14 protein-coding genes and 1 pseudogene are annotated in these 20,093 nt (G+C 65.8%); 7 read left to right on the top strand and 8 right to left on the bottom strand.

Features of this window, described 5'->3' with window-relative positions:
- Window positions 1-9 precede the first annotated feature (9 nt).
- Both AACZ65_RS08670 and AACZ65_RS08665 read right to left on the bottom strand, forming a co-directional pair.
- A complete protein-coding gene (locus AACZ65_RS08670) occupies window positions 10-456 on the bottom strand; it encodes a GNAT family N-acetyltransferase (RefSeq protein ID WP_339669928.1) in 447 nt (148 codons plus the stop codon).
- Window positions 453-2,423 (bottom strand): annotated as a pseudogene (locus AACZ65_RS08665) (protein meaA); the annotation flags it as partial. The pseudogene AACZ65_RS08665 and the gene AACZ65_RS08670, both read right to left, overlap by 4 nt.
- A 140-nt stretch (window positions 2,424-2,563) precedes the next feature.
- On the opposite strand from AACZ65_RS08665, the gene AACZ65_RS08660 reads away from it, so the two are divergent.
- Window positions 2,564-3,937 carry a 1-acyl-sn-glycerol-3-phosphate acyltransferase gene (locus tag AACZ65_RS08660; protein ID WP_339669926.1) on the top strand — a complete coding sequence of 458 codons (1,374 nt, stop codon included), beginning with the start codon at window positions 2,564-2,566 and terminating at the stop codon, window positions 3,935-3,937.
- A gap of 135 nt (window positions 3,938-4,072) precedes the next feature.
- Window positions 4,073-5,359 (top strand): crotonyl-CoA carboxylase/reductase, encoded by a 1,287-nt coding sequence (ccrA, locus tag AACZ65_RS08655; protein WP_339669925.1) that lies wholly within the window; start codon window positions 4,073-4,075, stop codon window positions 5,357-5,359.
- Window positions 5,360-5,491: 132 nt separating this feature from the next.
- Here the strand turns inward: ccrA and yihA are convergent, their stop codons facing one another.
- The 6 genes from yihA to AACZ65_RS08625 form a co-directional block, all read right to left on the bottom strand.
- Window positions 5,492-6,142, bottom strand: coding sequence for a ribosome biogenesis GTP-binding protein YihA/YsxC (gene yihA, locus AACZ65_RS08650; protein ID WP_339669922.1), 651 nt, complete (start codon window positions 6,140-6,142; stop codon window positions 5,492-5,494).
- Window positions 6,142-6,885, bottom strand: coding sequence for an MOSC domain-containing protein (locus AACZ65_RS08645; protein WP_339669920.1), 744 nt, complete (start codon window positions 6,883-6,885; stop codon window positions 6,142-6,144). Before AACZ65_RS08645 ends, yihA begins: the two co-directional genes overlap by 1 nt.
- Window positions 6,882-8,705, bottom strand: coding sequence for a membrane protein insertase YidC (gene yidC, locus AACZ65_RS08640; protein WP_339669919.1), 1,824 nt, complete (start codon window positions 8,703-8,705; stop codon window positions 6,882-6,884). Before yidC ends, AACZ65_RS08645 begins: the two co-directional genes overlap by 4 nt.
- A gap of 113 nt (window positions 8,706-8,818) precedes the next feature.
- On the bottom strand, window positions 8,819-10,336 hold the full coding sequence (locus AACZ65_RS08635; protein ID WP_339669918.1) for a bifunctional diguanylate cyclase/phosphodiesterase: 1,518 nt from the start codon (window positions 10,334-10,336) through the stop codon (window positions 8,819-8,821).
- A gap of 45 nt (window positions 10,337-10,381) precedes the next feature.
- Window positions 10,382-11,251 carry a tRNA 2-thiocytidine(32) synthetase TtcA gene (gene ttcA / locus AACZ65_RS08630; RefSeq protein ID WP_339669916.1) on the bottom strand — a complete coding sequence of 290 codons (870 nt, stop codon included), beginning with the start codon at window positions 11,249-11,251 and terminating at the stop codon, window positions 10,382-10,384.
- 122 nt (window positions 11,252-11,373) lie between these two features.
- Window positions 11,374-12,249 carry a LysR family transcriptional regulator gene (locus AACZ65_RS08625; protein ID WP_339669914.1) on the bottom strand — a complete coding sequence of 292 codons (876 nt, stop codon included), beginning with the start codon at window positions 12,247-12,249 and terminating at the stop codon, window positions 11,374-11,376.
- A gap of 102 nt (window positions 12,250-12,351) precedes the next feature.
- Here AACZ65_RS08625 and AACZ65_RS08620 point away from each other — a divergent pair, with 102 nt between their 5' ends.
- From AACZ65_RS08620 to AACZ65_RS08600, 5 genes are all read left to right on the top strand, one after another.
- Window positions 12,352-13,938, top strand: a complete 1,587-nt coding sequence (locus AACZ65_RS08620; protein WP_339669912.1) for an NADH-quinone oxidoreductase subunit L — start codon at window positions 12,352-12,354, stop codon at window positions 13,936-13,938.
- Window positions 13,935-16,340: a DUF2309 domain-containing protein gene (locus tag AACZ65_RS08615; RefSeq protein ID WP_339669910.1), complete on the top strand. Its 2,406-nt coding sequence runs from the start codon at window positions 13,935-13,937 to the stop codon at window positions 16,338-16,340. The genes AACZ65_RS08620 and AACZ65_RS08615 overlap by 4 nt, the downstream gene beginning before the upstream one ends.
- 129 nt (window positions 16,341-16,469) lie before the next feature.
- Window positions 16,470-17,780 carry a glycosyltransferase family A protein gene (locus AACZ65_RS08610; protein WP_339669909.1) on the top strand — a complete coding sequence of 437 codons (1,311 nt, stop codon included), beginning with the start codon at window positions 16,470-16,472 and terminating at the stop codon, window positions 17,778-17,780.
- Window positions 17,777-17,986, top strand: a complete 210-nt coding sequence (locus AACZ65_RS08605) for a hypothetical protein (protein WP_339669907.1) — start codon at window positions 17,777-17,779, stop codon at window positions 17,984-17,986. Before AACZ65_RS08610 ends, AACZ65_RS08605 begins: the two co-directional genes overlap by 4 nt.
- A 3-nt stretch (window positions 17,987-17,989) precedes the next feature.
- On the top strand, window positions 17,990-19,912 hold the full coding sequence (locus tag AACZ65_RS08600) for a glycosyltransferase family A protein (RefSeq protein ID WP_339669905.1): 1,923 nt from the start codon (window positions 17,990-17,992) through the stop codon (window positions 19,910-19,912).
- Window positions 19,913-20,093: the final 181 nt, after the last annotated feature.

Below are 20,093 nucleotides of genomic sequence, written 5' to 3'. Positions count from 1 at the left end.
CAAGCCGCTCTAACGGCTATATTTGATGAACGGGGTCACTGTGGCGATGCGATCGTAAAGCTGGCGCGCGGTTGCGTTGAACTCTTGCGTCATCCAATAGACCGCCGGGCGCCCATCGGCATCGGCGCGGGCATAGACCGCCTCGATCAGGGCGCGGCCAATACCCATGCCGCGGGCCTCGGGGGCGGCGTAGAGATCCTGAAGATAGCAGACCTGTTCCACGCGCCAGTTATGGGCGTGATAGATGAAATGCACGAGACCCACGGCGCGGCCATCAAGGAGCGCGATCAGCCCGTTCTGATCCGGGTGATCGGGCGAGAGCAACCGGCCAAAGGTGGTGTCATAAACCGCCTCTGGCAGGGTGGTTTCGTAGAAATCGAGATAGGCGCGCCACAGGTCGCCCCAAGCGGGGCGATCGGCGGATTCTATCGGGCGGATGGTGAGGGCCGCGGTCATTCCGCCGCCACGGCCTGCGGATCGACCAAGGTGACGATATCCATCATGATCGTGTTCAGCTCGAAATCCTTGGGGGTATAGACCCGTGCCACGCCCATTTCGCGCAGGCGGCGGGCGTCATCCTCGGGGATGATGCCGCCGACGATCACCGGCACATCGCCAAGGCCCGCGGCGCGCATGCGGCCCATCAGATCCTCGACCAGCGGCATATGGCTGCCCGAGAGGATCGAGAGGCCGACGACATGGGCGTGATCTTCGAGCGCGGCATTGACGATCTGTTCCGGGGTGAGGCGGATGCCCTCGTATCCGATGTCCATGCCGCAATCGCGGGCGCGGCAGGCGATCTGTTCGGCCCCGTTGGAGTGCCCGTCAAGGCCGGGTTTGCCGACAAGGAATTTGAGGCGGCGTCCAAGCCGGTCCGAGACCGCGTTGACGGCGTCGCGGATGTGATCCAGGCCTTCGGTCCGGTTCGAGGGGCTGGCAGACACGCCCGTGGGCCCGCGATACTCGCCAAAGACCGCGCGCATCTGTGCGGCCCATTCGCCGGTGGTGACACCGGCGCGGGCGCAGGCGATGGAGGGCTCCATCACGTTGCGCCCCTCGGCGGCGGCGGCGCGCAGGGCGGCAAGGGTGGATTTGACGGCGGCCTCGTCGCGGGCGGCGCGCCAGTCCTTGAGGCGGGCGATCTGTTCGGCCTCGACCGCCGGATCGACGGTCATGATGCCGCCATCCTCGGTTTGTAGCGGCGAGGGCTCTCCTTCCTGCCAGCGGTTGACGCCGACGACGATGGTCTCGTTCCGCTCGATCCGGCCAAGGCGGTCGGCGTTCGACTCGACCAGGCGGGATTTCATGTAAGCGATGGCGGACACCGCGCCGCCCATGGAATCGAGATTGGCAAGCTCGTGCCGCGCGCCGTCCTTGAGCGCCTCGACCTTGGCATCGACCGCAGGGTTGCCATCGAAGAGGTCGTCGAATTCCAGGAGGTCGGTTTCATAGGCGAGGATCTGTTGCATCCGCATCGACCATTGCTGGTCCCAGGGGCGCGGCAGGCCCAGCGCCTCGTTCCAGGCCGGAAGCTGCACCGCGCGGGCGCGGGCGCGTTTCGAGAGGGTCACGGCCAGCATCTCGATCAGGATGCGGTAGACGTTGTTTTCCGGCTGCTGTTCGGTGAGGCCCAGCGAATTGACCTGCACGCCGTAGCGGAAGCGGCGGTACTTGGCGTCCTCGATGCCGTAGCGCTGTTCGAGGATTTCATCCCAGAGATCGACGAAGGCGCGCATCTTGCACATTTCGGTGACAAAGCGGATGCCCGCGTTGACGAAGAAGGAAATCCGCGACGCGAGCGCCGGGAAATCGGCGGCGGGCACGCGCGGGCGCAACTCATCAAGCACGGCGATGGCGGTGGCAAGGGCAAAGGCCAGTTCCTGTTCGGGCGTGGCGCCCGCCTCTTGCAAATGGTAGGAACAGACGTTCATCGGGTTCCATTTGGGGACATTCGTGTAGCAGTATTCGGCCACGTCGCCGATCATCTTGAGGCTGGGCGCGGGCGGGCAGATATAGGTGCCCCGGCTGAGATATTCCTTGATGAGGTCATTCTGCACCGTGCCTTGCAGGGCGGTCACATCGGCGCCCTGTTCCTCGGCCACGGCGATATAGAGCGCCAAGAGCCAGGGTGCGGTGGCGTTGATGGTCATCGAGGTGTTCATCTGGTCGAGCGGGATCGCGTCAAAGAGCGTGCGCATGTCGCCCAGATGGCAGATGGGCACGCCCACCTTGCCCACCTCACCTTTGCTCAGGATATGGTCGCTGTCATAGCCGGTCTGCGTGGGCAGGTCGAAGGCTACGCTGAGGCCGGTTTGCCCCTTGGCAAGATTGGCGCGGTAGAGCGCGTTGGATTTCGCGGCGGTGGAATGGCCCGCATAGGTGCGGATCAACCAAGGCTTGTCTTTCTGCGGCTGCGACATACGGGGCCTCGTGAATCAGGGTGCGCAATTTTGTTTCGTTTCGACGCAGGGTATAGGCAAGAAGGTTGCGCTGTCAATTCGCTGCGTTGCGGCATATGGGTTGGGGCATTTACGAAAACCCAAAACCCTGATTTGGTGGCGTCATGGGACAGACCGTGGAGATGCCGCTCTGGGCGTTGGTGTTGCTGGTGGGGTTTGCGGCCGTCACCTTTGCCAGTCATTTTCTCTTTCCCTCGGTGCGGTGGTTTCTGCGGCGCAGGCTGGAGCGGGCGGTGGCGCGGCTGAACACGCGGTTGCAGCGCCCCATCGAGCCGTTCAAGCTGGCGCGGCGCTATGACATGATCCAGCGGTTGATCTATGATCCCGAGGTGAGCGTCGCGATTGCCGCCCATGCGCAGGCCGAGGGCATCCCCGAGAACGTGGCCTTTGAACAGGCCAGGCGCTATGCGCGCGAGATCGTGCCGAGTTTCTCCGCCACGGCCTATTTCGGCATTGCGATCCGCCTCGCGAAATGGCTGAGCCGGTCGCTCTATCGCGTGCGGCTGGGGCATTTCGACGAGGCGGCGCTGGCGGCGGTGGACCGCGAGGCGACGGTGGTCTTTGTGATGAACCATCGCAGCAACATGGATTATGTGCTGGTGACGTGGCTTGCGGCGGAGCGGTCGGCGCTGAGCTATGCGGTGGGAGAATGGGCGCGGGTCTGGCCGCTGAGCCGGTTGATCAAGGCGATGGGGGCCTATTTCATAAGGCGCAAATCGCGCGGCGATCTCTATCGGCGGGTGCTGGCGCGCTATGTGGGCATGGCCACGGATGGCGGCGTGACGCAGGCGATGTTTCCCGAAGGCGGGCTGAGCCTGTCAGGCGGGTTGCAGCCGCCCAAGCTGGGTCTCTTGAAATATCTGGTGGAGGAGCGCCGCCCCGGTGGCCGCGATGTGGTTTTTGTGCCTGTGGCGATCAATTACGACCGGGTGTTCGAGGATCGGCTGTTGGTGGCCGCAGAACAGGCGGGCGGGCGGCGGTTTCCGGCGCGGATTTCCGTGGTGGCGGGATTCGTGCTGCGGCAGGTTTGGCTGCGGCTGAGGCGGCGCTATCACCGGCATGGCTATGCGGCGGTGAGTTTTGGCGCGCCGATGTCGCTGGCGGAGTTCGAGCGCGATCATCCGGCGGCGGGGGTCGAGGGGCTGGCGCGGGCGCTGATGGCGCGGATCGGGGCCGAGGTGCCGGTGCTGCCGGTGCCCTTGGTGGCGCGCGCGCTGATCCGGGCCGAGGGGCCGCTGACGCGCGAGGGGTTGGATGCGGCGCTGGCGGAGATGCTGGCAGAGGCGCCGCGCGCGCATGTGCATCTGCCGCGCAAGGATCTGGGCTATGCGGCGCGGTTCGGGATACAGGTGCTGCGCAAGCGCGGGATGATCCAAGAGCGGCATGGCGCCTTTGTGATTACCGAGGCGGAGCGGCCCGTGGTGGCCTATTATGCCGCCTCGATCGACCATCTATTTCGCGGGTGCAGCGGGGGATGAGCGGATTTTCTGCATCCGCTCGGTTATAAAATTACAAAAAACGATCAAATGCTATTGCATTATTGCGAGGCCGTTTGTATCTCGGGTCAAGACGGACGATTCTGCATCGCGGCATTCTGAGACAGGAGGTTGACCATGGCCCTGGATACCAAGACGGGCATTGCGCCCTACGACGCCCCCGAAAAGGACCTCTATGAGGTTGGGGAAATGCCGCCCTTGGGCTATGTGCCCAAGAAGATGTACGCCTGGGCAATTCGCCGCGAGCGGCATGGCGAGCCGGACGTATCGTTTCAGAAAGAGGTGGTCGATGTCTGGGATATCGACAGCCAGGAGGTTCTGGTTCTGGTGATGGCGGCGGGCGTCAATTACAACGGCGTCTGGGCCGGTCTGGGCCAGCCGATCAGCCCCTTTGACGTGCATGGGCAGGACTATCACATCGCGGGGTCCGATGCCTCGGGGATCGTGTGGAAGGTGGGCGACAAGGTCAAGCGCTGGAAGGTCGGCGATGAGGTGGTGATCCACTGCAATCAGGACGACGGCGACGACGAGGATTGCAACGGTGGCGATCCGATGTTCTCGCCCACGCAGCGCATCTGGGGCTATGAGACCGGGGACGGATCGTTCGCACAGTTCACCCGCGTTCAGGCGCAGCAATTGATGCCGCGACCAAAGCATCTGACATGGGAAGAGAGTGCCTGCTATACGCTGACACTGGCCACCGCCTATCGGATGCTGTTCGGCCACGCGCCGCACGATCTCAAGCCCGGTCAGAACGTGCTGGTCTGGGGTGCGTCGGGCGGTCTGGGCTCTTATGCGATCCAGTTGGCGAATACGGCAGGGGCCAATGCGATTGGCGTCATCTCGGACGAGAGCAAGCGGCAATTCGTGTTGGATCAGGGCGCGAAGGGCGTCATCAACCGCAAGGATTTCAACTGCTGGGGGCAACTGCCCAAGGTGAATTCGCCGGAATATAACGAGTGGCTCAAGGAAGCGCGCAAGTTCGGCAAGGCGATCTGGGACATCACCGGCAAGGGCGTCAACGTGGACATGGTGTTCGAGCATCCGGGCGAGGCGACATTCCCGGTCTCGTCGCTGGTGTGCAAGAAGGGCGGCATGGTGGTGATCTGCGCCGGGACCTCCGGGTTCAACTGCACCTTTGACGTGCGTTACATGTGGATGCACCAGAAGCGTTTGCAGGGCAGCCACTTTGCCCATCTCAAGCAGGCGGCGGCGGCCAACAAGCTGATGGTCGAGCGGCGGCTAGATCCCTGCATGTCCGAGGTGTTTCCGTGGGACGAGATTCCGCAGGCGCATGTCAAGATGCTGCGCAACGAGCATAAGCCGGGGAATATGGCGGTGCTGGTGCAAGCGCCGCGCACCGGGCTGCGCACGGTCGAGGATGTGCTGGACGCGGGCCGGTAAGGCGCGTTTGGCAACGGGAGGAGCGGCTCGCGGATCAGGAGGGGTTCGCGGGCTGTTTTGTTTTGCGGTTATGGCACGCAGAGGGGGAGAGGCCCCGGGTCAGGCCCGGGGCGCGAAGCCCGGTCGCGCGCCTTATTCCAGCGTGGCGATGGTGGCGCGAAGGGTGGCCAGACCCTCTGACTTCTCGCTGGAGGTGAGGATCAGTTCGGGAAAGGCGGCTGGATGCGGCGCGAGTTTGGCGCGCACCTGATCCAGCACACGCGCCCGCTCGGTGGCGTTGATCTTGTCCGTCTTGGTCAGTACGCATTGAAAGGTCACGGCGGAGGCGTCGAGCAGGCTCATGATCTCTTCGTCCACGGATTTGATCCCGTGGCGGGCATCGACCAGCACGAAGGCGCGGCGCAGGGTCTGGCGACCCGAGAGGTATTGCTTCAGAAGCGCCTGCCATTTTTGCACCACGGCGAGGGGCGCATTGGCATAGCCATAGCCCGGCAGGTCCACGAGATAGTGGCTCTCGCCCAGGGCGAAAAAGTTGATTTCCTGCGTGCGGCCCGGCGTGTTGGAGGCGCGCGCCAGCGCCTTGCGCCCGGTGAGGGCGTTGATCAGGCTGGATTTGCCGACATTGGAGCGCCCGGCAAAGCACACCTCGAGTCGGTCGGCGGGCGGCAGGCCGGACATCGCGACAACGCCTTTGACGAAGTCCACAGGCCCCGCGAAAAGCTTGCGCCCCTGTTCGGAGGTCTCGTGATCGGGGTCGGGGGCAAGGGAAAAGCGCAGTTCCATCACAGCACCTCGATCTGGTCGCCAAGGGTGAGGGTGCCGCCGGTGATCACCTCGGCGTAGATGCCGAAATCCTGATGGTCCCAGTTCTTGTTGAGCGCGGCCAGCGTGTCGAGGTCGCGCAGGCCCGTGGCCGGATTGGCGGTGGTGGCAAGGCAGCGGCGGATCGGTTCGCGCACGATCATCTCGGCGGTGCCAAGGCGCAGCGTCTTGCCGATAAGGTCAAACTCTGCCCAAGGGGCAAGCCCGTCGAGGTGGATGTTGCAGCGCCAGCGCAGAGGCGAGACATCGGCCCCCATCTTGGCCGCGAGATCGGCGTTGGAAGCGAGGTTGAGCAGGCTGACCGACGGGTACTCGGTATCGGTAAAGCCGCGCCCGTCGAGCCGGTAGAGGCGGGTCGGCTGCGTGCTCTCGGGGGGCATCAGGGGGCGCACCCAATCAAGAAACGCCTGCCCGTCGTGATCGGGGCGAAAGGTCAGGTCGGGGCGGTCGGGGTGGGAGAGGGTGACGGTCTCGGATGCCTCATCGAACCGCGCGTTGATCGCCATGATCGCCCCGGTCTTGGACCCGCGCGAGAAGTTGACGCAAGGCCCCCATTCGCCGGTCGTCAGCCGGGCGATTTCGAGGGCGACGGCCCAAAGACGGTCGCCGGGCATCGCCTGCCCGGCGGTGAGGGTGACGGCGGTCAGCGCTTCGCGCCCGTGGCCTTTGATGGGGTGCCGCCAGAGGGCGCGAATCGCGGTCATTTCTTCTTTTTCGGGGCTTCGGGCGCAGGCTTGTCGCGCTTGAAACTTGAGGTGATGTTGCCGAAGACGTCGGGTTTATAGCCTTGGCTGCGCATGATCAGGTATTGCTGAGAGAAGGTGATCACGTTGTTGGCGATCCAATAGATCACGAGACCCGAGGCAAAGCTGCCCAGCATGAACATGAAGACCCATGGCATCCAGGCAAAAATCATCTTTTGCGTGGGGTCGGTGGGGGCTGGATTCAGTTTCTGTTGCAGCCACATCGAGATGCCCAAGCAGAGCGGGAGGATGCCGATGAAGATAAGCGCGAGGATCGAGCCCGGTTCGGGTGCCGCCCAAGGCAGGATGCCCCAGAGATTGAAGAGCGACGAGGTATCGGGGGCGGACAGGTCCTTGATCCAGCCCACCCAAGGCGCGTGGCGCAGTTCGAGCGTGACGAAGATCACCTTGTAGAGCGAGAAGAAGATCGGGATTTGCAGCAAGATGGGCAAACAGCCCGCCGCCGGGTTGACCTTTTCCCGCTTGTAAAGCTCCATCATCTCTTTCTGGAGTTTCTGGCGGTCGTCGCCGGCGGTCTCTTTGATCTTCTCCATCTGGGGCTGGAGTTCCTTCATCTTGGCCATCGAGACGTAGGATTTATAGGCCAAGGGCAGCACCAGTGCCTTGATCAGCAGGGTGAGGGCAATGATCGCCCAGCCCATGTTGCCGATCACGGCATGCAGCCAGTGCAGCGCCGCGAAGATCGGTTTGGTCAGGAAGAAGAACCAGCCCCAGTCGATCGAGTCGAGAAAGCGGTCGACGCCCTGTTCGTTCTGATAGTTGCGGATGGTGGCCCATTCCTTGGCCCCGGCAAAGAGGCGGGTTTCGGCGATGGCGGTCTGGCCCGGCTCGACCGTCTGGGTCGGTTGCACAGCCTCGGTCTGGTAGATACCACGCTGCGGATCGAACTTGGCCACGGCCTTGAACGGGCTGCCAGCGGCTGGGATGAGGGTGGTCATCCAATAATGATCGGTATAGCCGATCCAGCCATTCTCGGTCACTTGGGTGACTTCGGCGGGCGCACCTTCGCGGGCGTTGAACGGATATTCCTCGACATCGTCATATTTGATTTCCGAAAGCGTCCCATCGGCCATGCTGATGAGACCCTCGTGGAGAATGAAGAATTTCTTGAGGTCGGCGGGGCGGCCATGACGGGCAAGGATACCGTAGGGCGCAAGGCTGACGGCATTGGCACCGGTGTTTTCGACCGACTGGCGGACGGAGAACATGAAATCTTCGTCCACGCTGAGTTCGCGGCGGAAGATGAGGCCCGCGCCATTATCCCAGGAGAGGGTGACGGGCGTGGCGGTGGTCAGTGTGTCGCCGCTCTCGATCTGCCAGAGCGTATTCGCGCCGGGCACCTGATCGGGGGTCAGGCCCGCGCCGGGGGCCCAGCCATAGAGCGCGTAATAGGGGGTCTCGGTGCCCACCGGCGAGAGCAGGCGCACGATCTCTGAGGTGGGGTCGATCGTCTCGCGGTAATTCTTGAGAAAGAGATCGTCGATCCGGCCGCCCTGCAGGGAAATCGTGCCTTTCAGGCTGGATGTGTCGATGGTGAGGCGCGGCGCGTCCGGCTCGGCCGCGGGGACCGCGGTTGTGGAAGTGGTTGCCTCGGTGCTGCCTTGGGCGGTGGGGGTGGGCAGGCTCTCGGTCGCCGTGGGCACGGCGGCGTTGGGGTCGACCGGGGCGGGCTCGGGTGGCGGGAACATCACGAACCACACCAGAATCACGACGAAACTGAGTGCTGTTGCCAAGATGAGGTTCTTGTTCTGATCATCCATCGTCGATGGCCATCCCTGTGTTGCGTGTCAGGGGCGGTTCAACAGAGTGCGGCGGCAAAGGTCAAGCGGATTCCGGGGATTTTGGCCATTGGCGCGGGGATTCATCGCAGGGGTCAGCCCTTGGCGCGGGCGATCCGGGGCACGGGGCCGAGTTTGGCGCGATGCGCCGCGATCCAGTCCGGCGTCGCCTCGAGCGGCATGGGGCGGGCGATACCAAAGCCCTGCACATGGGCGCAGCCCAGTTGCGCGAGCATGGCATGTTCGCCTGCCGTCTCGACCCCCTCGGCGAGGGTGCCAAGGCCAAGGCGGTCCGCCATCGACAGGATTGCCCCCACCATGCGCTGTTGGTCCGGGTCGCGGTCAATCGCGGTGACGTAGGAGCGGTCGATCTTGAGACGCTGGACGGCAAAGCGGCGGATGGTGGCAATCGAGGCGTGCCCGGTGCCGTAATCGTCAAGGTCGATGGGGCAGCCCATGCGCGCCAGCGCCGCGATATTGCGGGTGATGACGTCATCGGCAGAGGTGGCGACCACGGTTTCGAGCACCTCGATCACCAGCCGGTGCGCGGCCAGATCGCAGCGATCCAGTTCCCACGCGAATTTCTCCGGCAGAGTGGGATTGCGCAATTCCTCGGGAGAGAGGTTGAGGCCGACGCGCGGAATGTCGAGGCCGAGGTGATCCCAGGTTTGCAGGGCGCGCAGCGCATTGGCGAGCATGGCATCGCCCAGCACCTCCATCCGCCCCGAGGCAGCAAGGAGCGGCAGGAATTCCGCCGGAGCGATGAGCCCCGCCGTCGGATGCTGCCACCGCGCGAGCGCCTCGAACCCGGTGATCTGGCCGGTGTCGGTGCAGATCTGCGGCTGAAACCATGTGATGAGCCGCCTCTCTTGCAAGGCGGTCGTCACCTCCTCTGCGAGGGCGCGGGGCAGGGGCGCGGGCGCGGTCATGCCCCGGCCATAGGCGCGGATCGCCGAGGGGCCGTGGTGCTGCGCGTCGTGCAGGGCGGCGAGGCAGGCGTCATAGAGCGCCGGGGCGGTGCGCGCGGGGGCCTGTGCATCAAGGCAGAGACCTAGCGAGGCAGAGATATGCAGCGTGGCCGCATCAAGCGGGATCGGGTCAGTCAACGCCGCGCGCAGCCGTTCAGCGAGGGCCAGAAGCGGGCCGAGTGTGAGGCCCGGCATCGGGGCCAGGAGCACCCCAAGCCGCCCCGCGCCGAGATCGAAAAGCTGGTCCGCGGGCCGCAGCGTGCGCGCGAGGCGTTCAAGGCTCTGAACGATCACGCGGTCGGCGGTGGCGAGGCCGTGACGATCCGTCAGCGTCTGGAATTCGTCAATCTGCAGGAGGAGGCAGGCGGTGCGCGCGCGCCCCTGTCGCGCAGTGCCGAGGGTATCGGCGATGGCCTGTCGCATGGGCACGCTGCGCGCCGCCTCATCCGTCAGGGGCGGGGTTTGGCGCCGATCCGAGAGGGCAAGCGCCAGAAAAGCCAGTGGCAATGCCAGGATCAGCGCCGCAAGCCCGAACCAATGGGTCGCCAGCCCCGCCGCGCCGATCAGCGCCAGCGATTGTGGCCAATGGCCCGCGCGCAGCCGTGCCGCGATCCCTGCTATCCGCTCTTGCCCCGTTCTGACCATCAACCCTGTTCCCGCAATCTGGCGTTGAGCCTAGCGCGGCAGGAGTTAACGGAGTTTGGGCAATCCTTCGGGATTTGCGTCGGATTTTATCGATTCTGTGGTCAGGCCCATGAAATCGAAGAGTTTGGGATCAAGCAGATGCGAGGGCCGCGCGTTCATCAGGGCGCGGAACATGACCTGACGGCGACCTGGGCTGCGTGATTCCCAGCCGTCGAGGATCTGTTTGACCTGCTGGCGTTGCAGGCCGTCCTGTGATCCACACAGATCGCAGGGGATGATCGGATAGTTCATGGCGCGGGCAAACCGCTCGCAATCCTCTTCGGCGACATGGGCAAGCGGGCGATAGACGAAGAGATCGCCCTCTTCGTTCACCAGCTTGGGCGGCATGGTCGCGAGCCGCCCGCCGTGAAAGAGGTTCATGAAGAAGGTTTCGAGAATGTCGTCGCGGTGATGGCCGAGCACGACCGCCGTGCAGCCCTCTTCGCGGGCGATGCGGTAGAGATTGCCCCGGCGCAGGCGCGAGCAGAGCGCGCAATAGGTGCGCCCCTGCGGCACCTTGTCCACGACGATGGAATAGGTGTCCTGGTATTCGATGCGGTGGGGCACCTGCATGCGTTCGAGAAACTCGGGCAGGACGGTGGCCGGGAAACCGGGCTGGCCCTGATCGAGATTGCAGGCGAGCAACTCGACCGGCAGGAGACCGCGCCATTTGAGTTCGTAGAGCACGGCAAGCAGCGTGTAGCTGTCCTTGCCGCCCGAAAGACAGACCAGCCATTTGCCGCCGGGAGCAACCATGCCGTATTGCTCGATCGCCTCGCGGGTGTGGCGCACGATCCGTTTGCGCAGCTTTTTGAATTCGGTGCTGCTGGGCGCCCCGTGGAACAGCGGATGGATCTCTTCGGTCTCGTCTAGCATGGGCTGGCTTTAGGGGTTTTACGGGGGGCAGGCAAGGGGCTGGGTGGGGGCTGAGGGATTGCCGCCGGACCCTTTAAAAGGGTCCGGTTCGTTTTCTTTTCAAGAAAACGGGTCAGATGCCCTCACAACACCCGGTCGAAGAGTTGCGCGAGGAGGGGGTTGGGGAATTTGCGTTTGGCGGTGACGGCGTGGAAATGCTCGGTGAGGCCGACGCGATAGGCGGCCTCTTGCAGGAGGCCGGATTCCAGTTCGTTCTTGACCACGATGGGGGGCAGCACCGCAAGGCCGATGTCCTCGCGTGCGAGAAGGCGCATCATGGCCATGTCATCCACCTCGGCGGCCAGCACGGGGCGGACGGATAGGCGGGCGCAAAGCGCGTCAAAGCCCGCGCGCACGGGAGATTCGAGCGTGGGCACGATGATCGGATTGGCCGTGAGCAGCGCGGCAAGGCTATCGGCCGCGTCAATCCGGGCGGGGGTGCCGATCACGCTCACGGGTTGCTGGGCCACGGGATGCACGATGAAACTGGTCAGCGCATCGGCGCTGGGGGCCAGATTGGTGAGCACGACATCGAGGCTGAGTGCCTCGAGCCCCTGCAGCAATTCGATCGAGGTGCCGGAGCGCAGGACAAGCTCGATCTGGGGCTGGCCAAGGAGAGGGCGCAGAAACTCGATCTGGAAGTTGCGCGACAGCGTGGCGAGCGCGCCCACGCGCAGCACCTGTTGCGCATGGCCGGTCTGGCGCAGCGTGGCGATGAGTTCCTGCCCCGCGCCAAAGATGGTTTCGGCGTAGTCGAGCGTGATGCGCCCGGCCTCGGTCAGGTGCAATTGGCGATTGCGCCGCTCGAACACCGGTTGGCCCAGACGATCCTCGAGCTTGCGGATCTGCACCGAGAGGGCGGATTGCGAGAGATTGAGGCGCGCCGCGGTGCGGGTGAGGTTCCCGTCGCGGGCGACCTCCCAGAAATAGCGCAGGTGGTTGTAGTTCATTTCGGTCATATCGTTCTATATAAAAGAAGGATTTGTTTGGAACAATGAATTTTTATTATGTTCCGGGCTTGGCTATCACCGGGCAACCCAAGTTTCGCCCCCGGAGGTTTCATGCTGATCCATCTGTTCCCCCTGCTCGCACCTGTCGTTCTGATCGCAGTGGCGGTCGTGATCCAATTGCGCCGCGAGATGGTCCAGAGCCGCGCCGCAAGGTGGGGCGAGGTGGCCGCGCTGATGGCGCTCTTTCTGGCCTTGGCGATGCCTGTGATCCTGATCGGTGCAGGGGCGGGCGACGGCGCCTTGCCGGGGGTGCTGGGCCATGTCATCGCGGTACGGGTGGATGTGGTCAGCGCCGTGATGCTGGTGCTGGTGGCCGTTATCGGATGGGTCGTGGCGCGCTATGCGCGGACCTATCTGGATGGCGAACCGGGGCAACGGCGCTTTGCGGTCTGGCTGTTGGCGACGCTGGCGGCGGTTCAGATCCTCGTGCTGTCGGGTTCGGTCGTGCAATTCGTCGGGGCCTGGATTGCCACAAGCCTCTGTCTGCACCGCCTGCTGCTGTTCTACCCCGAGCGGATCGGGGCACAGCGCGCGGCCTACAAGAAATTCGTGACCGCACGGCTGGGCGATGCCGCGCTGATCGGGGCGGCTGTGCTGTTGGTCCTGGCCTATGGCACAACCCAGATCGCGGGGATCCTGAGTGCCGCGCGTCTGGGTGAAGGTGGCGGGATGGCCGCCACGGCGGCCGGGCTCTTGGCGCTGGCGGCGCTCTTGAAATCGGCGCAATTCCCGAGCCATGGCTGGCTGACCGAGGTGATGGAGGCGCCGACGCCGGTCTCGGCGCTGTTGCATGCGGGGGTGGTGAATGGCGGCGGGTTTCTCTTGATCCGCTTTGCCGATGTCATGCTCTTGTCGCCGCTGGTTCTGGCCGTGCTGGTGGGGATCGGTGGGTTTACCGCGCTCTTTGGCGGGGTGGTGATGCTGACGCAACCGACGGTCAAGGTCTCGCTGGCGTGGTCCACCGTGTCGCAGATGGGGTTCATGATCCTGCAATGCGGTCTCGCGCTCTTTCCGCTCGCCTTGCTGCATATCGTGGCGCATTCGCTCTACAAGGCGCATGCGTTCCTGTCGGCGGGCGGTGCGGTCGAGCGGGTGGCGGCGCAGCGGCGGCCGGGGCCGGTGGCGGTGCCGGGCCTGCGGTCTGTGGCGCGCGCCTTTGGTCTGGCGATCACGATCTATGGGTTGGTTTACCTCGCCTCGGGGGCGCTCATCGGCTTTGGCGCGAAATCGCCGCAGGCGGTGGCGCTGGGCGCGATCCTGATCTTTGGGGTGGCCTATCTCTTGGCGCAGGGCCTTGCGGATGCGGCCCCGCGCGCGCTCACACGGCGCACGGCGCAGATGTCGGTGCTGGCCACATTGGCCTATCTGGCGCTGCAACGGGGATCGGAATGGCTGACCTCGGGTGTCTTGCCACCCGCACCGGCGGCGGGGCCGCTCGAATGGGCGCTGATCATTCTGGCGCTGGTCAGTTTCGGCGCGGTGGCGGTGGCGCAATCGACCCTGCCGCTCTGGGCGCATCATCCGGCGGCGCAGGGGCTGCGGGTTCATATCACCAACGGGTTTTACATCAACGCCGTCGAGGACCGCCTGCTGCGTGTCTGGTCGCGGCCACGGGCACGCAAGGGAGCGGCATCATGAAGATCGAAACGCACGCCGGGTTTACCGGCCCCCATCTGGAACTGATCGCCCTGTCCGAGAAGGTGAGCCGCGTCCTTCCGCCCCTCTGGCCGCTGGAGGCGACCGTTGCGGTCAATCCCTTCCTTGGCCAGACGGGGCAGAGCCTGTCGCAGGTTTCGGCGCTGTTGGGGCGGATTGGCGGGATGCGGGTGACAATGCCGAATGCCTGGTATCGCGCGCGGATCGCGGATGGGCGGATCACCGATGCCGACCTTGAGGCGGCGCTGGCAGAGGCCCCGGCGGGCGCGCCTGCGACGGTGGCGGCGTTGAAAGCTGCCGCCGAGGCCGAGGATGGCACGCCCGAGGCCTTGCCCACGATCGCGCATCTGGCGCAGGCGGTGTCGGGCGTGGATTGGCCGGGGCTGATCGAGGCGCGCATCGGGGCCTGGGCGGCGGGCTATTTCGATGCCGGTCAAGCGCTCTGGCAGGTGACGGCGGGGCGCGGGGCCTATGAAAGCTGGCAGATCTTTGCCAGCCGGGATCTGACGCCGGAAATCTCGGGTCTGGCCGGGTTCGCGGCGCATGTGGCGACACAGCCGGGACGGGCAAGGGTGGCACTGTCGCTGGCCTGCGATGCCCTGGGGCTGAAGGCGGCGGCGGCGGAAAGCTATTTTCACCAGCTTTTGCTGGGGCTTGGTGGCTGGGCGCAACTGGCGCGGCAGCGGCTATGGCAAGCCGAGATGGACGGGCGGGCAGAACCGATCACCACCGATCTCTTGACCATCCGGGTGATCTGGGACGCGGCGCTATGGGCGCAATATGGCGACCGTATCGCGGAACGCTGGGCCGAAATCCGCGCCACCCACGCCACCCCGCCGCGCGCTACGGCGGCGCAGATGGCCGCCTGCGTGCTGCAAGACGCGGCAGAGCGGGCGGCGCAGCGCGATCTGGCCGGGATTCTGGAGGCGGCAGCGCCGGAACGGGCCGGGGCACGGCCGCAGCTTCAGGCGGCGTTCTGCATCGACGTGCGGTCAGAGGTGTTCCGGCGTGCGCTCGAAAGCCTTGATCCCGGTATTCAGACCCTTGGTTTTGCCGGGTTCTTTGGCCTGGCCCATGCGCATCGGGATTTCGCATCCGATGTGAGCGAGGCGCGGTTACCGGTGTTGCTTGCGCCGAAACTGTGGAGCACGGCCACTGCCCCGAGTGCTGTGGAGTCGGATCAGGCGGCACGGTTCGGGGCGCGGGCGGCGCGGGCCTGGGGGCGGTTCAAGCTGGCGGCGGTGTCGTCCTTTGCCTTTGTCGAGGCGACGGGGCCGGTCTATCTGGGCAAGCTCTTGCGCGATGCGCTGGGGGTCGTGCCACGCGCGACCGAGGCCCCTGCGCCGCAGTTCAGCGCCGAATTCACCCTGCCCGAGCGGATTGCGACGGCGGCGGCCATCCTGCGGGCGATGTCGCTGACACAAGAATTCGCGCCCGTGGTGCTGTTGGTCGGGCATGGGGCAAGCGTGGTCAACAATCCGCATGCCAGCGCGCTGCACTGCGGGGCCTGTGGCGGCTACCGGGGCGACGCCAATGCACGGCTTTTGGCGGGGTTGCTGAACGATGCCGAGGTGCGCGCGGGGCTGGCGGCAGAAGGCATCGCCATTCCGCATGACACGGTTTTCCTTGGCGCGTTGCACGACACGACCACGGATGCGGTGACGCTCTATGCGCAAGACCCCGGGTGTGCGGTGTCGCCCGATCTGCTGCGGCGTGCGCGCGCATGGCTGCAAGAGGCGGGGGCGCTGGCCCGCGCGGAGCGGGCCTTGCGTCTGCCGCGAGCGGGCACCGGCGATGCGGTTGCGGCGCGCAGCACCGATTGGGCCGAAACCCGGCCTGAATGGGGGCTGGCGGGGTGCAGGGCCTTTGTTGCCGCGCCGCGCCATGTCACGCGGGGCAAGCCGTTGGGGGGCCGCGCCTTTCTGCATGACTATGACTGGCGGCAGGACGAGGGCTTTGGAGTGCTGGAATTGATCCTGACCGCGCCGGTGGTGGTGGCAAGCTGGATCAGCCTGCAATATTACGGATCGGTGGTGGCTGCGGAGGTGTTTGGCGCGGGCAACAAGCTCTTGCACAATGTCACCGGCGGGGTTGGTGTGGTCGAGGGCAATGGCGGTGCCTTGCGGGTGGGCTTGCCCTGGCAATCTGTGCATGACGGGACGGACTTTGTGCATGAGCCGCTGCGCCTGACGGTCTGCGTGGCGGCCCCGGCGGAGGCTGTGACGGATATTCTGGCACGGCATCCCGATCTGCGCGCGCTGTTCGACAATGGCTGGCTGCATCTGATGTTGCTCGATGACGCGGGGCGGATCGCGGCGCGCTATCGGGGGGATCTGACGTGGCAGGGCAGCGGCGATCGGCCGGGAGAGCGCAAGGCAGCCTGAGCGCGTCCGGGGAAAGGATTGCAGCACCGAAGGCAGCGCAGTAAGACGGAAGGGACAGCGGCTGGTCTGGCCGTTGTCCTGACCCGCAATCCCCGGACAGGATGTCCGGCCGGACAGAAGGCCGCTGCCATGCCCGTTTCGCCCCCTGACATGCTGGCGCTTCTGGCAGAGCTTGCGCGGTTTCTCGGGCATCCGCAGCCCGATCAGACCGGCGCGCCATCGCTGGACCTCGGTGCGCAGCTACAGGCCGCGCAAGCCTGGCTCTGCCAGCAAGAGGCCGATGACGCGGGCGCATTGGCGGATTTCATCGGCGCGCTGGGGGTGCGGTTGGCGCAGGACGGGCTCAAGGGCCGGATCACCGCGCAGGCCGCGCAATTCGAGCTTTTGACCCTGCGCGCCGCGCGCGCGGCGGAAGAGACCGAGAGGCTCTCGGGGAAGGCGCAGGCACTCAACCTGCTGTTTGCACAGGCGCTGGCCGATCTGCCGCAAGACCGGCAAGCCGTGCTTTTCTCGTCCAGGGATTATCTGGAGCAGAACCCCGATGTGGCGGCGGCCGGGGTTGACCCTCTTGCGCATTACTTGACAGGCGGGGCGGCAGAGGGGCGCGCGCCGCAACGGATGGATGAGACAGGCGAAGGTCTGATGACACTGGTCGAGACCTGCCCGCCGCCAAGGTTCTGTCGCGACATGCCTGCGACCGTACGGGCAGAGGCGCTGGCACTCTTGGGGCAGCAAAGACCGAAGGTCAGCGTGATCCTGCCCACGTGGAACCGGGCGCAATCGGTGGCGACGGCGGTCGCCTCGGCGCTCTTGCAATCCTATGCGCCCAAGGAGGTCATCGTGATCGACGATGGCAGCCAGGACGCGACGGTCGCCTTGTTGCAGCAGCGGTTTCCCGAGCCTGTGGCGGCGGGGCGTCTCGTGATCGTCACGCAGGAAAACGCAGGCGTATCGGCGGCACGCAATGCCGGTCTGGCGCAGGCGCGGGGTGATGTGATCGCCTATCTCGACAGTGACAATCACTGGGACTCGGATCATCTGCTCTATGCGGTGGGCGGGTTGCTGGCGGTGCCGGAGGCGCAGAGCGCCTATACCGCGATCTGTCGCCACAACCTCTCGCAAGGATGGAGCGATGTTCTGTTTCAGCGCTTTGATTGGGCGCAGTTGGCCGAGGAAAATTTCATCGACCTGAACAGTTTCGTGCATCGGCGCGCGCTGGTCGAGACGCTGGGCGGGTTTGACACGGCGTTGACGCGGCTGGTGGATTGGGACCTGATCCTGCGTTTTGCGGCCGGGTCGGCACCCGTTGCCCTGCCGGTCATCACGGGGCATCACGTGGTGGACAGTCTTGGCCTTGACAACATCACCACGCGCGAGGCGTTGGGGCCGAACCTGGCCCGTATCCGTGCCAAGCACGGCAGCATTCCGGAGGTCACGTGAGCGAGCCAGAGGATGAAAGCGCGCGGGCCATCGCCGCGCTGCGCGCCCAGAACCGGCTGTTGCTGGAGCAGGTCGAGGCCCTGCGCGCGGCACTGGCCACGCGCGAGGACGAAATTACCCGGCTGAGTGCGCGGTTGCTGGATCGTGAGAGCGAGCCTCCCGCGCCCCACGGTCTCTTGGCGCGGTTGCGCCCCCGGTGGCGGTGATCCATGCGGCCAAAGGTTGATCCCGAGGCGGTGGCGCGGCTGCGCCGATCCCCGTGGTTCGATGCGGCGTGGTATGCGCGCACCTATGCGGATGTGGCGCGTCTGCCGCTGGACCCGGCGACGCATTATGCCTGGCTCGGGGCCTATCTGGCGCGTGATCCGGGGCCGCAATTCGCGGCGCGCGCCTATCTTGCGGCCAATCCCGATGTCGCGGCGGCAGGGCTTGACCCGCTGACCCATTACCAGAGCGCCGGGCGGGCCGAGGGGCGTGCGGCGCATCCCGGCGCTGGGCCTGCGCGCGCGCCTGCCGCGTTGCGGCGGTTCAAGCATCTGCGCGATTTGCTGGAAACCGGCGGGCTTGACGCAGGGCCGCGCGCGGCCCTGGCAGAGATGGCCATGGGAGAGGCGGACCCCGAGGCCGCCGCCGGTGCGGCCGAGGCGCTGGGCCTCATGGCCTTGCATCGGGGCGAGGTCGCCGAGGCGCGGGCCTGGTTGACACGCCGCCAGGAGATTTCGGGCGCGGCGCTGGCGCGACTGGCGCCGGTGATGGCGATTGCGGCGGCGCGGGATGGGGATAGAGCGGCGGCAGAAACCCTGGCCGCGCAGGCGCCAGCCTCGCCGGGGCTGCATCTGGCGCGGATCTGGTGGGCGGGGACCGAGGCCGAGGCGCTGGCCTCTCTCAACGCTGCGCTGGGGCTGGCCGGTCATGCGCCCGTGGCGCTGGCGGACGGGGCGGGGGCGCTGATGGATCGGCTGATCCCGGCGACACCGGGCGGCGGGGGGGCCGCGCAAGGCCCGCTGGTCAGCGTGCTGATGGCCGCGCATGACAGTGCGGCGACGATTGAAACCGCGCTCCGGGCGATGCAGGCGCAAAGCTGGCGGGCGTTCGAGCTGTTGGTGATCGACGACGCGAGCACGGATGCCACGGCTGACATCGTGGCCGCCCATGCCGCGCGCGATCCGCGTATCCGCCTGATCCGGCTGGCGCAGAACCGGGGGGCTTATGGTGCGCGCAATGCAGGGCTGGCCGAGGCGCGGGGCCGGTTCGTGACGCTGCATGATGCCGATGACTGGTCGCATCCTGACCGGCTGCGGCATCAGGTGGAATTTCTGCTGAGCAATCCCGGCCATGTCGGCTGTCTGAGCCAACAGGCGCGGTGCATGCCCGATCTGCGCCCCTGTCGCTGGACCGGCACCGGCGCGCTGATTTTCGAGAACATGACCTCGCTCATGCTGCCCACCGATCTGGTGCGCGACTGTCTGGGGGGGTGGGACGCGGTGCGCGTCTCTGCCGATAGCGAGCTTTTGCGCCGGGTGCGGCATCTCTTTGGCGAGAGCGCGGTGGCCATGCCCGAGACCGGCCCCCTTGCCCTGCAACGCGCGAGCGGGGGAAGTGCGACGGGGGAGGGGGCCACCGGCATGGACTGGTTCTATTACGGGGTGCGGCGCGAATATTACGAGGCGCAGCGGCACCATCACGCGCGCGCCCTGCATCTGTGGTATCGGCCCGGTGGCGCACGACCCTTTCCCGCCCCTGCGCGGCTCTGCTCCGGGGGGGCTGAGGTGACATGCGACCGGGTTTACGCGGGGCTGATGACCATGCGGGATGCGGGGGTGACGCAATTGCTGGACTGGTTGGAAGAGGACCGCGCGGCGGGGCGCAGGGCAGCTCTGGTACCGCTCTATGATCTGTCGATGTCTGAGGAGGCTGGGCTGTCGCTGCACCCATCCTTGCGGGATATTGTGGATGGCGTGGCGGTGCGGGTGCTTTGCCATGGCGAGGTGGTGCGCTGCGCCCGGTATCGCCGTCTGCCCGGACAGGCCGTGACCGAGCCGCATCGCTATCTGCCAGTTATTCTGGAAAAGGACCAAACCGTGCTGTCACCGGGCGCGGTGCCAGCGCAGGAAGTGACGGAGACGCCTTAGGGCGTGTTGCGCCCCGTCGAAAACGCACCCGTCTCGGGCTTGACCCGGGGCCTCGATGAGGCGGTGCAGAGACCCCGGCTCGGGGGCCGGGGCGATGTGACCCGGATCAGATGCAGCCCGCTCTAGAGGAATGTGAAATCGTCCACTGTGAGTTGCGCGGCGGTGATGTCCTCGACGAGGA

The organism is uncultured Roseovarius sp., from assembly GCF_963972555.1.
Taxonomy (GTDB): Bacteria; Pseudomonadota; Alphaproteobacteria; order Rhodobacterales; family Rhodobacteraceae; genus Roseovarius; species Roseovarius mucosus.
This window is presented reverse-complemented; position numbering and strand designations above follow the sequence as displayed.